This window comes from Prosthecobacter sp., assembly GCF_014879935.1.
Taxonomy (GTDB): Bacteria; Verrucomicrobiota; Verrucomicrobiia; order Verrucomicrobiales; family Verrucomicrobiaceae; genus Prosthecobacter.
This window is the reverse complement of sequence record NZ_JACSRD010000159.1, coordinates 15943-29238: the sequence shown is the minus strand read 5'-3', so window position 1 is coordinate 29238 and position 13296 is coordinate 15943. Positions and strand designations below refer to the sequence as shown.

Annotated in this window: 14 protein-coding genes; 9 read left to right on the top strand and 5 right to left on the bottom strand. The window is 63.1% G+C overall.

What is annotated here, in order from left to right; translation table 11 throughout:
• The first annotated feature begins 658 nt into the window (after positions 1–658).
• Positions 659–1123, top strand: a complete 465-nt coding sequence (gene tnpA, locus IAE77_RS15185; protein ID WP_294227904.1) for an IS200/IS605 family transposase — start codon at positions 659–661, stop codon at positions 1121–1123.
• 209 nt (positions 1124–1332) lie between these two features.
• On the opposite strand, the gene IAE77_RS15180 is transcribed toward tnpA, so the two are convergent.
• From IAE77_RS15180 to ccsA, 5 genes are read right to left on the bottom strand one after another with little or no spacing between them, the layout of a single operon-like run.
• The gene (locus IAE77_RS15180) at positions 1333–1653 is read right to left on the bottom strand and encodes a hypothetical protein (protein ID WP_294227903.1); all 321 of its coding nucleotides are present in this window, start codon (positions 1651–1653) and stop codon (positions 1333–1335) included.
• Positions 1654–1703: 50 nt separating this feature from the next.
• The gene (locus tag IAE77_RS15175; protein ID WP_294227901.1) at positions 1704–2312 is read right to left on the bottom strand and encodes an EF-hand domain-containing protein; all 609 of its coding nucleotides are present in this window, start codon (positions 2310–2312) and stop codon (positions 1704–1706) included.
• A gap of 48 nt (positions 2313–2360) precedes the next feature.
• Entirely contained in the window at positions 2361–3305 is a 945-nt protein-coding gene (gene hemC / locus IAE77_RS15170; protein WP_294227898.1) for a hydroxymethylbilane synthase, read from the bottom strand.
• Positions 3302–4354 (bottom strand): glutamyl-tRNA reductase, encoded by a 1053-nt coding sequence (gene hemA / locus IAE77_RS15165; protein ID WP_294227895.1) that lies wholly within the window; start codon positions 4352–4354, stop codon positions 3302–3304. The genes hemC and hemA overlap by 4 nt, the downstream gene beginning before the upstream one ends.
• Entirely contained in the window at positions 4347–5126 is a 780-nt protein-coding gene (gene ccsA, locus IAE77_RS15160; RefSeq protein ID WP_294227894.1) for a cytochrome c biogenesis protein CcsA, read from the bottom strand. The genes hemA and ccsA overlap by 8 nt, the downstream gene beginning before the upstream one ends.
• 189 nt (positions 5127–5315) lie before the next feature.
• On the opposite strand from ccsA, the gene IAE77_RS15155 reads away from it, so the two are divergent.
• From IAE77_RS15155 to IAE77_RS15120, 8 genes are all read left to right on the top strand, one after another.
• A complete protein-coding gene (locus IAE77_RS15155; protein WP_294227893.1) occupies positions 5316–5975 on the top strand; it encodes a hypothetical protein in 660 nt (219 codons plus the stop codon).
• 213 nt (positions 5976–6188) lie between these two features.
• On the top strand, positions 6189–7409 hold the full coding sequence (locus tag IAE77_RS15150; RefSeq protein ID WP_345780985.1) for a DUF1501 domain-containing protein: 1221 nt from the start codon (positions 6189–6191) through the stop codon (positions 7407–7409).
• A 49-nt stretch (positions 7410–7458) separates the two neighbouring features.
• A complete protein-coding gene (locus IAE77_RS15145) occupies positions 7459–8223 on the top strand; it encodes a ThuA domain-containing protein (RefSeq protein ID WP_294227889.1) in 765 nt (254 codons plus the stop codon).
• 49 nt (positions 8224–8272) lie between these two features.
• The gene (locus IAE77_RS15140; RefSeq protein WP_294227887.1) at positions 8273–9112 is read left to right on the top strand and encodes a LamG-like jellyroll fold domain-containing protein; all 840 of its coding nucleotides are present in this window, start codon (positions 8273–8275) and stop codon (positions 9110–9112) included.
• Between the two features lie 86 nt (positions 9113–9198).
• Positions 9199–10560, top strand: coding sequence for a Gfo/Idh/MocA family oxidoreductase (locus IAE77_RS15135; RefSeq protein ID WP_294227885.1), 1362 nt, complete (start codon positions 9199–9201; stop codon positions 10558–10560).
• A gap of 9 nt (positions 10561–10569) precedes the next feature.
• Positions 10570–12066 carry an arylsulfatase gene (locus IAE77_RS15130; protein WP_294227883.1) on the top strand — a complete coding sequence of 499 codons (1497 nt, stop codon included), beginning with the start codon at positions 10570–10572 and terminating at the stop codon, positions 12064–12066.
• 6 nt (positions 12067–12072) lie between these two features.
• The gene (locus IAE77_RS15125; RefSeq protein WP_294227881.1) at positions 12073–12303 is read left to right on the top strand and encodes a hypothetical protein; all 231 of its coding nucleotides are present in this window, start codon (positions 12073–12075) and stop codon (positions 12301–12303) included.
• Between the two features lie 33 nt (positions 12304–12336).
• A complete protein-coding gene (locus IAE77_RS15120; RefSeq protein WP_294227879.1) occupies positions 12337–13209 on the top strand; it encodes a hypothetical protein in 873 nt (290 codons plus the stop codon).
• The last annotated feature ends 87 nt before the right edge of the window (positions 13210–13296 follow it).

The following is a 13296-nucleotide window of genomic DNA, read 5'->3' as shown; positions in this document are numbered from 1 at the left end:
AGCCCCCCAGCGTACTCCCCATCCAAACTCCCCTCACGCACCCTCCGCGCAGCGGCTCAGTTCAACAGACAGTACAATTTCCTCGTTTGGCAGGAAAGTGAGTATGATGACTTGGCAAGACGTTTGACCAATCGAATTGAGGCGACGGTTGGCCGCCCTGTAGTCGGCCTGTCGGAGTTTTAACCCCGTTCCAAGCCCAACGGGCTTGCGTCATTCAGCCCAGGAGTGCCGAGCGATAGCGAGCGCTCTCCTGGGACCTGCGCCGCCACACCACCCTCGATCCCCGATCACGAACCCCACCGGGGTTCCGTCACCCGAACGTCCCTGCGGCCACGCATCGGCGCCTGACGGGACCGCGTTGCGGTCCGGGAACGCGATGGGGACGATGGGCCCGCGAACCCCAAGGGAGCCTCGCCGAGGCTCGGCACCCTTGGGCTGCATGACGGGACCCCGGTGGGGTCCGATGCGGTGTGGGGGCATTTGGGGCCTCGTTTTCCCAGGAGAGGCCGCTGCGCGTCCACTCCTGGGCTGCATGCCGGAACCGTGTTGCGGTCCAATCGCCGGTCGTCGGGGCTTCACGCCAATCGCGGCCATCTTGACCTTCCTGGACCCACTTGACCGTTGACGGCCTCCCGCTCTTCCCCCTACGCTCCACGCCATGCCGCAATCCTTGGCAAACATCCTCCTGCACGCGGTGTGGTCCACGAAGGACCGTTTTGCCTTCCTCACGGACAAACCGTTGCGCGACGAACTCCATCGCTACCTCGGCGGCATCTCGGCGCGACTCGACTGCCCCACGCTGATCGTCGGCGGCGTGGCGGATCACGTTCACATCCTCCTGCGCCTCGCCCGCACGATCACGGTGGCGGACTGGGTGAAGGAAATGAAACGCGCCTCCACCGTCTGGCTCATCGACCAGGCCCATCGCGATCCGATGCTCTCCAAATTTCACTGGCAGTCCGGCTACGGCATCTTCTCCGTCAGCGAATCCAAAACCGACGACGTGCGCGCCTACATCGCCAACCAGGAAGAGCACCACGCCAAACACACCTTCCAAGACGAATACCGCCGCTTCCTCCAAGCCCACCGCATCGAGTGGGACGAGAGGTATGTGTGGGATTGAGGCTGCGTATCTCGGCCTGCGAGTCCGGTTTTGACAGTCGGGGGCGGCTGAAGCATCATTCGCGCATTGAGTCCTTCCTCTCCATCACCGCAGCCCTCGAACTCGCCCGTGACGACGCCGTTCACGCAGGTGCGACAGGCTTTCTCCGTCGCGCGGCGCAGAGCCTTGCGGACGCAGGGTGTGGTGACGCTTCAGAAAGCGCGGGCCAATCAGTTGACGATGAAGTCCGTGTCCTGAGCGACCTGATCACGCGAAAGCGCCGCTGGCTCAATGCCGACGAAATCAGTCGTGAACTGCAAAACGATGCCCTGAAAGGCGGCAAAGAGCATCGTGTGGCCTTGCTGCCGAATCAGAACCTCGTCCTCAAGGTCGCCGATGCCCGAAAGCTCGCCACGGAGTCGCTCTTTGATTACCTGAGCGATCTGCTGCTCTCCAACCACTTCTTCGACGACGAGATTCAACTGCTCGGTGGCACGATGGAACGCGAACGGCTCCAAGTCGTCATCACCCAGCGGGTTGCTTGTGGGCAAACCTCAGGGGTTGTCCGGCACAGTCCCAAACGCCGTCGCGTCCGTGCCGATCAAGCGCCGAAGTTGCCGGGCGGTTTGCCGTCGGGAGCCGGGGAAGCGGGTTTTTCGTCCTTCTTTTTCTCCGGCTTGGGTGATTCGGCTGGTTTTTCTGGCGCTTTCCGCACTGGCGGAGCGGATGGCGGGTATTTGCCTGCCAGGCGCTTGTTCAGTCGCGCCACTTCGTCGGGATCGAGCTTGCCGTTCCCGTTCTGATCAAGGCGCGGCATGATTTTGCCGCCGGAGGCCATTTTTTGCAGGGCTGCGACTTCGTCGGTGTCGATCTGGTGGTTGCCGTTGCGGTCGATCTTCTTGAAGTGCTCCAGCATGCGGCTGCGACGGTCGCCCGTGGCGGCGGGCTGCGGTCGCTCGACCTCGGCCAGCTCGATTTCGCCGTTGGCGTTGCGGTCGAGCTTCTTGAGTGTGGCGAAGGCTTTCTGGAGCGCCGGCAGCTCGTCGGCGTCGATGCGGTGGTTGCCGTTTTTGTCGAAGGTCTCAAACAGACCGCCCATGGGGCCGTCATGGCCGGTGGCGGACTTCTGAGGACGCTTGCCGTCTTTCGCGGCAAACGTGGTGGCAGGCAGCAAGGCTGCGACGAGCAGGAGCAGGGGTTTCGTCTTCATGGGCGCTGAAACGCCCGGCTGCCCGCAAGGTTTCGCGCCGATTTCGGCTCAAAGCATGGCCACAAGGTCGGCCGCGAGCTGTTTTGCCTCTTCCACCGGGCGACTCGCCTCACGTTCGACGGGCGGGGCGGCCAGATTGGCCTCGTTGAAGACACGCACGGCCATGTGCAGACGGCTGTCCTTGACCCAGGTGTGGGCACCGACAGGTGTCTGGCAGCCAGCACCGAGAATCTTGAGGAACTCGCGCTCTGCCGTGACGCGAGACTCGGTTTCGGCGTGATTGAGGGAGCGAATCGCCTGGATCACGGCGTCGTCACCGGCACGGCATTCGATGGCGATGGCCCCCTGCCCTGCGGCGGGAAGAAACTTCACGGGATCGAGCACGAGGGCGCAGAGCGTCTGGCCTTCGATGTGGATGCGGCTGAGGTTCGCATTCAGCAAACCCAGGCGCAGCAGCCCGGCGGCGGCGAGCAGCACGGCATCGAGCGCGTTTTCGCCGAGCACTTTCTTCACACGGGTGGGCACGTTGCCGCGGATCTCGACGATCTCGAGGTCCGGGCGCAGGAACTTGAGCTGCGCGGCACGGCGCACGCTGCTGGTGCCGACGCGGGCGCCTTTCGGCAGGCTGTCGAGCGTGTGCGGATCGCGCGTGATGAGCACGTCCTCGATCGGCGCGCGTGACAGGACGGCGGCGATGGTGAATCCGGCGGCGAGATCGCTCGGCACGTCCTTCAGGCTGTGCACGGCGGCGTCGATCTGGCGGTTTTCGAGCGCGATTTCGAGCTCCTTGATGAAGATGCCCTTGTCCACGTTCGCCACGCCGCTGAACTCGGAGAAACGCAGGTCCTGGCGCTTGTCACCGCTGGTCTGGATGATCTGGCGCTCGATGTGGAGCTGCGGGTGCGCGTTTTGCAACGCGGCGGTGACCATGGTGGTCTGGGTGAGGGCCAGTTCGCTGCCGCGGGTGCCCAGGATGACTTTTTCGATGCTCATGAAAGGGTGGTTTTGACGAAGCCGAATTTTTCGAGCTGCTCCTCAATGATACGCTCGCAGGCGACGAGCTGTCGCTCGCGTTCGCGGCGGCCTTCGTCGGCGATGGCCTGCAGGGCGTCGATGTCGTAGAGATAAACGCCTTCGATCTCGTTCACGGCCGGATCGACATCACGCGGCACGGCGATGTCGATGATGAGCAGCGGCTCCCAGCGGCGCTTGCGCATGACCTGGTCAACCTGCTCCGGCTTGATGACGAAATGCGGCGCGCTGGTGCTGGAGATGATCACATCGACCTCGTGCAGCGAGTGCTCCCACTCGTCGAACTTCATCGCGGTGCCTTTCATCTCCGTGGCCAGTTCGACCGCTTTGTCATAGCTGCGATTGGAGACGATGATGCTCTTCGCACCGCGGGAAAGCAGGCTCTGCGCGCAGGTGCGGCTCATCTCGCCCGCGCCGACGAGCATGACGCGGCACTGCTTCAAATCGTGCACCTTTTCAGCCAGATCGACGGCCACGCTGCCGACGCTGGTGGAGCCGCGCTGGATGGTGGTCTCGTTGCGCACCTTTTTGCCCACGGTAAAGGCCTGCTGGAAGAGCTTGTTCAGCGTCCGGCCGGTGGTGCCGGTGTCGAGCGCGGTTTTGTAGGCGGCTTTGACCTGGCCGAAAATCTCCGTCTCCCCCAGCACCATGGAATCGAGACCGCTGACAACGCGGAACAAGTGACGTGCGGCCTCGGCGGCGTCGAGATTGTAGAGCACGAGCGCCTCGGCGTGTTCCGGCTGAAGCTGGAAGTGCCGCACCAGGAAGTCACGCAGCGCCGCGTGGCCGTGGTCGCCGCTGGCCAGCGAGTGCGCCACGTAGAGCTCGACACGGTTGCAGGTGCTGATGACGACGCTTTCCTCGAATCCGGGCAGGGATCGCACCTGCTGCACGGCCTCCGGCACCTGCGCCTCAGGGAATGCGAGACGCTCCCGCACTTCCACAGGCGTCGTTTTGTAGTTCAGGCCCACACAGACGAGGCCGCTGCGGTTGTCAGTCGGCTCAGGCATGCGTGACGATCCACAACGAAATGAACGGCAGGATGAAGCCGACGACGGCCAGCCACGCGGTGCGTCGTGGCGAGGTGAAATGCCGCCACATCAGAAACGCGATCACCGCATACAGCCCCCACACGATCCAGGCGAAGACGACGTGGCCGGTCTTCGTCATCGGCAGATGGAGGGCAAAGGAAATGGCCAGCGCGATGCTGAGCAGCAGCAAGCCGAAGCGCACGAGGCGCTGGATCGCCTGCGAGAGGCCCTGGATCGGCGGCAGTTGATAAAACAAGCCGCCAATCTGATGCAGCTTCAGCATGCGCTCCTGGATGAGGTACATGACGCCGGTGATGCAGGCGAGGGCGAAGGACGCGTAGGAGATGAGCGCCAGCGCGATGTGCAGCTCCACCAGCGCATTGACCGGCCCCTTCGGCGGATAGGGCGCGAAGCCGTTCAAAAAGGCCATCGCATGCATGATGGTGACCAGCGGCGCGGTGAACAGCCCCAGCAAAGACAGCCGGTAAGCCGAACCGACGAGGAAATAGAGCATCACCACGCTCCAGGCGATGAAAACGAGGATGTCTGCCAGACTCCGGATCGGGCACTGCCGCACCTCCTGGCCGCGCAGGTAGATGAATCCGGTCTGGAGCAGGAATCCCAGCGTCATGAGCATGAACTGGCCGCGGGTCTGCTTCCACGACCCCGATTTGAGCGCGAGCAGCGCCTGCACGACCGCGCCCACAAAGATGAGCGTGGCGGCTGCCAGAAGCTGTTGGGAGGTGGTCATGACGGAAAGGGGGGCGGATACTCGCGGGCAAGGGCCGTTTCCGCAAGGATGAAGGCGTCGGGAAGCCTGTCTGTCTTGCGCAGGCATGCTCTGATCCTGCCGTGCCGGTTTCCCTGCCGCTGCGGTGCCGAAGATGAAAGCCTTTTCATTAGGCTGGGCGGCTGGCGGCGGCATCTTCCGCCCGCTGCCATGAAAACACATCTCTTCCTCGCCGCCACCACCGTCCTTCTCGTCTCTGCCAGCGTCCATGCACGGACGTGGACATCCATCACCGGACAGACGGCCGAGGCGGAGCTGGTGAAGGTCGAAGGCGAGAATGTCGTCGTGCGCATGGCCGACGGCCGGACCTCGTCATTCCCCATCGCCAGACTGAGCGCGGCGGACCAGGCCTTCGTCCGGCAGCAGGGTGGAGGCGCTCCGGCGGTCGAGCCGAAGCCTGCGGCTCCCACGGCCCCGCCGACGGCCTCGAAACCGTCTTCCCCAGCCACCTCGGGCAAGGAGGAGGCGAAATCCGGCCTGCTCGGCACCTGGGAAGGCTACATGGCGGACAGTGACGGCTCGAAGCATGGCGAGATCCGCCTCGTCATCACCGAGGACAAGATCACCGCGTCGAACCCGCAGGGAAATCGCGAGATGGGCGCGGGCACCTACCGCCTGTCCGGCCGCAACATCGACGCCACCGGCACGGAAGGGCAGTTCGCCGGGAAGAAGTATGAAGGCATCTTCGATCTCGACGGCAAGACGCTGAAATGGTGCTCCGCCAACGACAATCCGCGCTCCAAACGGCCCGACAAACTGCAGACCAGCCCGCAGGCCGGCCAGTTCCTGATGGTGCTGGAGAAAAAGTAGGCCGCGCCGTCGGATTTGGCGGCGGCAAGGAAGAGTCTGCGTGGATGACGGTTCGGAAAGGAGCATGCGAGCCACACGTCGGGGAGAAGTTCGGGGCTTGGGCGTCGTAATAGTCGCCCTCGCCGCCGTTCCTCCGCCCCACTCATGAAAAGACGCTCCATCCTCAAACTCGCCGGTGCTGCCGGTGTCGCCGCGAATGCTGATCTGGCTTTGATGGCGAAGGAAGCCGCCCACGTGGCGCATTTTCCCATGGGGAAGGCGGAGCACTGCATCCACATCTGGCTCGGCGGTGGAGCGGCGCAGGTGGACACCTGGGACCCGAAGGCGGTGGGCGATGCCAAAGCGAAGAAGGCGGGCAGTTATTACCCCAGCATCGAGACCTCCGTGCCCGGCGTGAAGGTCACGGAGCATCTCTCACGCTGCGCAAAGCTCATGGAGCACATCACGGCGATGCGCACGGTGAATCACGACGTGATCGACGAGCATGCCGCCGCCTCGAACCGCATGCACACCGGCCGCAATGTCAGCGGCACGACGGTGTATCCCTCGCTCGGCTCCATGATCGCCAGCGAGCGTGGAGCCGCGGCCGAAGGCGTGCCCGCCTATGTGCTCATCGGTTATCCGAATTTCTCGCGCGGGCCTGGATTCCTCGGCGCGAAGGCGGGCTTTCTCTATTTGCTCGACACCGAGGCCGGACCCGCCGGTTTGAAGCGGCCGGAGCACATCCTCGATCCACGTCAGAGTCGTCGTGAGCAGTTGCTGGGCACCATGCGGCAAACCGCGAAGCAACTGCGCTCCAGTCCCATCCTTGCTGAATACGACACGGCTCTGGAAGAGAGCCTGCAACTGGCCGGGCCGGAGTTCATGCAGGTCTTTGATTTGAAATCGGAAAAGGGCGAGCTGCGCAGTGCCTATGGCAGCGAGTTCGGGCAGCGCTGCCTGCTGGCCCGTCGCCTCATCCAGCGCGGCGTGCGTTTCATTGAGGTCTCGCACAATCTCAACTTCGTCAACGGCACCGGCTGGGACACGCACAACCAGGGCCAGCTCAAGCAGCACGTGCTCATCCAGGATCTCGACCAGGCGCTCAGCACGCTGATCACCGACCTGAAGGCGCACGGCCTGCTCGACAAGACGCTGATCGTCGTGAACACCGAGTTCGGCCGGCCTGCGGAATTCGATGGCGGCGGCGGACGCGGTCATCAGGGCAGCGCGTTCAGCGTGGTGCTGGCGGGCGGCGGGCTGAAGCACTGCGGCGCGTGGGGCGTGACGGATGAGCTGTCGAAAAAGCCGGTCGAAAATCCCTGCGGTGTTCCAGATCTCTTCGCCACCATCCTGGCCGATCTCGGCATCAATCCGGCCAAGGAACTCTACGATGGCGACCGTCCCGTGCCCATCACCGACCGCGGCCAGCCGGTACGGGCCCTGTTTGGCTGATTCCCTCGCCGCATCAAGGAAGCACCGTGTGCAACCGCCCCCACTCGTCATGAAGCCCATCCTTCTCACTCTCACGTTGCTTTTCAGCCTCATCACCGCCTCTCACGCGGCGAACATCGTCATCATGGCCGTCGAGGAGCCGGACAATTACGATGCGGTGAACTCGATGAATGCCTTCGCGGCGAATGAACTGCGTCCACAGGGCCACAAGGTCACCGTCGTGGTGGGCGACAAGCCGGTGAAGCATCACTTCGAAGGTCTCATCGAGGCGTTGAAGGACGCAGACCTGCTCATCCTCTTCTCCCGCCGCCGGTTTCTGCCGCAGGCGCAGATGGATGCGGTCCGCGCTCACCTCAACACCGGCAAGCCGCTGCTCGGCATCCGCACGGCGAACCACGCCTTCATTCCGCGGCCGAAAGACAGCGTCGATGCAGGTCTGACGATCTGGCCGGAATTCACCCACGACGTGCTCGGCGGTGAAAATGCCGGCTACGAGACAAAAGGGCTGCCCTACACGGTCAGCGTGCCCGCCGGTGTCAAAACGCCGCTGCTCGAAGGCGTGAATGCCGCGAACATCCGCGGCCATCAGTCGCTCTACAAAGTGCTGCCGCTCGCAGCTAACGCCACGCCCATCCTCACCGGCACGGCTGGCGCAGGCAGCACCACTCCGCCGCAGCCGGTGGCCTGGACGCGCCGCTACGGCCCGAACAATGCCCGCATCTTCTACACCAGCCTCGGTGCTCCTGAGGACATGCAGATCGTGGATGTGCGACGACTGCTGCTGAATGCGGTGAAATGGACGCTCGAAAAGTGATCTGTGCCGCCACGCTGACGCTCTGATTCTTCGCCAACACGATCCTCTCATGCGCCCTGCTCTGTTTGCCCTCATTTTCGCGCTCAGCGCCTCCGCTGACGAACCCCTCCAGTCCGCGCTGCTTTTTCACGCGTCCTTTGATCACGGCGCCGATGCCGACTTTGCCACGGGCGAGCGCCACATCTTCACCGCGCCCGGACGGAAACGCACGGAGCCGAAGGAGGGGCTCGCCGAAGCGGACGCCATCGAAATCGCGAAGGGTGAAGGCCGTTTTGGCGACGCGCTGGCCTTCCGCCGGAAATCGAAGGACGTCGTTTTCTTCCGCGGCAAGGGCAACCTCGGCTTCCAGCCGAAGAACTGGAGCGGCAGCGCCTCGTTCTGGATGAAACTGGACCCGGACAAGGACCTGGAGCCCGGCTACTGCGATCCGCTTCAGTTCGTGGCACAAGCCTGGGGTGAGGGGAACATGTTTGTCGAGTTCAGCAAGGACCACACGCCGCGCCATTTCCGCTACGCCATCATGGCCATCACCAAGCTGTGGAATCCGAACAACGAGAAGTGGGAGGCGATGTCACGCCGCCCGATGGTGGCAGTGGAAAAGCCGCCCTTCAGTCGTGAGCACTGGACTCACGTGTGTTTCACCTTTGGCAATGCCAACACGGGCGCGAAGGACGGCTGGGGCCGGCTGTATCTCGACGGCGTGAAGATGGGCGAGTTCAGCGGCTGGGAGAACAGCTTCAACTGGGACATCGAACAAAGCGCCCTGACGCTCGGCTACAGCTATGTCGGTCTGCTTGACGACATCGCTCTGTTCAACCGTGCTTTGACCGATGCTGAAGTGCGCACGGTCTTCGCGCTGGGCAACGGCATCGCGGACTTGCGCAAGTGAACGCCTGTGGATGCGGCCTCGTGTGATTGAGTGATGTGGACGAGTTGTGAGGAACGCCGGTGTGAAGGCGTTAAGCACGCACCACCATGAGCCAACACATCTCCGCCCGTTCCCGCCGTGCCTTCCTCCAGACTTCCGCCGCCGCTTTCGGCTTTCAATTGGTCCCGGCGCATGTCGTGCGGGCGCAGAGTGGCTCGCGAGCGCCGTCGGAGAAGATTCGCATCGCGGTGATCGGCTGCGGTGGGCGTGGCGCGGTGGACTTGCAGGGTGTTTCGGGTGAGGAAATCGTCGCGCTTTGTGATGTGGACGATCGCCGGGCGGCGAAGAGTTTTGAGGCGCACCCGAAGGCGAAACGCTTCAAGGATTTCCGGAAGATGTTCGATGCCATGAGCAACGGGATTGACGCGGTGGTCGTCGCCACGCCGGATCACACGCATGCGGCGGCCTGCCTGCCGGCGCTGCAACTAGGGAAGCATGTGTATTGCGAAAAACCGCTCGCGCACACGGTGCAGGAGGTGCGGCGCATGCGAAAAGCCGCGCTGGAGTCGAAGGTGATCACGCAGGTTGGCAATCAGGGCCATTCTTCGCACTCGATCCGGTTGTTTGTCGAAATGGTGCAGGCGGGAGCCATCGGGAACATCACGGAGATTCACGCAGGCTGCGATGCCTTCCGCGACGTGTATTGCCGCATTGGCAAGGCCGCATCGCCACTCACCGAGGTGCCGAAGGAACTCGACTGGGATCTGTGGATGGGGCCTTTGAAGGAGCATGCGTATGAGCCGGCGGCGGTGCCGTTCGCCTGGCGTGGCTTCAGCGCGTATGGAAACGGCTGCATCGCCGACTGGGTCTGCCACATCGTCGATCCGAGCTTCTGGGCGCTCGATCTCGGGGCACCGACAGCGATCTCCGCCGAGGTCACAGGCTACGATCCGGTCAAAGACGCGGCGTATTGTCCGAAAGGCAGCAAGATCACGTTTGAGTTCGCCGGCAAAGGCTCGCGCGGCCCGGTGAAGCTCGTCTGGCACGATGGCGAGACCCCGATTCCAACGCCGCCGGAGCTGGAGGAGGACAAGCGCAAGGTCGTCGGCATCGGCGCGGTCATCATCGGCGACAAAGGCAAGATCATGCACGGCTCGCACGGCGCGGGCAGCGTGCGCATCATCCCGGAATCGAAAATGAAGGCCTTCACTATGCCAAAGGAGACGCTGCCACGCGTCGAGAAAGGCGATCATCACCAAGACTGGCTCGACGCCATTCGCGCGAACCGCCCCGCGGGCTCGCCTTTCGAATACGGCGGCGCTTTGAGCGAGATCGGCCTTCTCGGCATGATCGCCATTCGTCACCCCGGCCAACGCCTCGAATGGGACAACGACGCGGTCGCTTTCAAGAATGCCCCTTCGGCTACTGCGCTGCTCGACAAGGAGTATCGCGCCGGCTGGAAATCGTAAGCCATCGCCATGCGCACGCTCCTCGCCCTCTTCCTCTCGTCATTCGTCATTCTATCTTCGTCATTTTCGGCGCCGCCGAACATCCTGCTCATCCTCGCCGATGACCTGGGTTACAACGACCTCTCCTGCCAGGGCGCGACGAAGCTGAAGACGCCAAACATCGACCGCATCGCGAAGGAAGGCACGCGCTTCACCGATGCGCATGCGCCCGCGGCGGTGTGCTGCCCGTCGCGTTATGGGCTCATGACCGGGCGCTACGCGTGGCGTCGGCCGCTGGTGACGTGGGCTTCGGCGGGGGCGCCGCTGCTCATCGAGGACGGCCGGCTCACGGTCGCGTCGCTTTTGAAGAAGGCGGGCTATGCCACGGGCATCGTCGGGAAGTGGCATCTCGGCTACGGCACGCGGGAGAAACCCGTGACGTGGAGCGATGAATTGAAGCCCGGACCGCTCGAGTGCGGCTTTGACTACTTTTTCGGCCACGACAACAACCGCGACCTCAATGTCGAAAACCATCGCGTGGTCGGCTTGGAGGACGGAAAACGCATCCCGACCAAAAAAGAGCTCCGCGAAGGCGCGAAGGCCGTCAAACTGGCCGACGGACGAAAAAACGCGATCACGCTGCATGAGAAGGCGCTGGCCTATCTCGACCGTCAAAACGGCAAACAGCCCTTCTTTCTCTACTACGCGCCGAACAACATCCACGTGCCGCTTTCGCCCACGCCACGCTTTCGGGGCAGCAGCGAGTGCGGCGTGTATGGCGACTTCGCGCAGGAGCTCGACTGGTCCGTCGGCGAGTTGCTCGACCTGCTCGACAAAAAAGGCCTCACGCAGGACACGCTGGTCATTTTCAGCGCGGACAACGGAGCACGTTACGAGCTCGCCACGGTGAAAGCCGGTCATCGTGCGAATGCGCCGCTGAACGGCCAAAAGGGCGATGTGTGGGAAGGCGGCCACCGCGTGCCGTTTCTGGTTCGCTGGCCCGGTCATGTGCCCGCGGGTCGCGTGTGCGACCAGCTCGTATGCCTCACCGATTTGATGGCCACCTTTGCCGCGCTCACGGGTCAGAACGTGCCGCCTGGAGCCGGTGAGGACAGCGTGAACGCGCTGCCCGCATTTCTCGATCAAGAGGATGCCAAAGGACTGCGGCAGCATCTCATCGTGCAATCGCTCTCCGCCTCGCTCACCGCGAAGAAGAACCGCGGCCCCGATGAGCTGTGGGCGGTACGCGAAGGTCCGTGGGTGCTCGTGCGCGGCCAGGGCGCTGGCCACACGACGAACAAGACCTTCGGCGACAAAGAGCGCTACTTCCGCCTCCACGAACTCGGCCTCACCAACAGCGACTTCACCGCTGACACCGAATTGAAGCCCAACTCGCCCCCGCAGCAGCTCTACAACCTCGACACCGACCTCGGCCAGACCCGCAACGTCTTCCAAGAGCATCCCGACATCGTCGCGAGGCTGAATGCGCTGTTTGAAAAGCTCGCCGCGAGCCAGCCAAGCCCGTGAGTCCTGATGCTCCCGGTTCTCGCCATCCTCGCGCAGCACATCATCCGCCAACGGCCCTTCGGCGAAGCTCTGAAGTCACCGAGGCTGCACACCGAGGGCGGAAAGCTCATCGAACATCAAAAAGACTGGCCCAACGCCAGCCTCAACCAAGCCGGCTACACCGTGAAAGCCGGCGCCAGCGCCACCTTGAGCGGCGTGGCCCTTGAAAACGGCCAATGGCTCCCTGGCATGCCTTGAGTGATTTGGCGTCTGGCAGGCGTTTCACGGGTCATGCGATCTTTTATCCCACTCGCTCTCCTCGCTTTCACCGGACTCATCGTTCATGCGGCTGATCCACAGCCGCCAATCACCACGGGGCTGCGTGTGGCGACCTGCGGGCACAGTTTTCATGTGTTCACGTATCGGCAGGTGGAGCAGATCGCGGTGTCGGCGGGCTTGAAGCATCAATTGGTGGGCCTTTCGAGCATCGGTGGCTCGACGGTGCAGAAGCATTGGGATGTGCAGGAGGAGAAAAGTGCGGTGAAGCAGGTGCTGAAGGCTGGCGGGGCCGATGTGCTGACGCTTTCGCCTATCTGGCTGCCGGATGAGGCGATCGAGCAATTCTTGAAGCTCGGCATCGAGCACAATCCGGCACTGCGCATCACGGTGCAGGAGTATTGGATGCCGAATGACGAGTATGAGCCGGTTTATCCGCTTCAGACGCGCAAAAAGGTCGATCACAACGCCACGGACATCGCCAAGCTCCGCGATGCGACGATGCGCTACGCGAAAGACATCGAGGCCTACGTCAAAGGTATCAATCAACGCCTCGGCAAGGACGCGGTGGTCATCGTTCCGGTCGGCATGGCCGCGGTGACGCTGCGCGAGAAGATCGTGAAGGGCGAAGCGCCCGGCTTGAAGCAGCAAAGCGAGCTCTTCCGCGACAACTGGGGCCATGCGCTGCTGCCGCTGCAATTTCTCTCCAGCTACTGCCATTACGCGGTGATCTATCGCAGGAGCCCCGTCGGCCTGCCGTTGCCGCTGGCCTTTCGCGCGCTCAAAGACATGAGCGATGACGACAAGGCGAAGCTGAACACGCTGCTCCAGCAGATCGCCTGGGACACGGTGAGCGCGCACCCGATGAGTGGCATCACGAACGGGTGAGAATTTGATTGTCCGTGCCAGGGGAGCACGAAAATCCGGTCAGATATTCCAATATTGCAATATCTGGCGTTTTATTGCACAACCTTG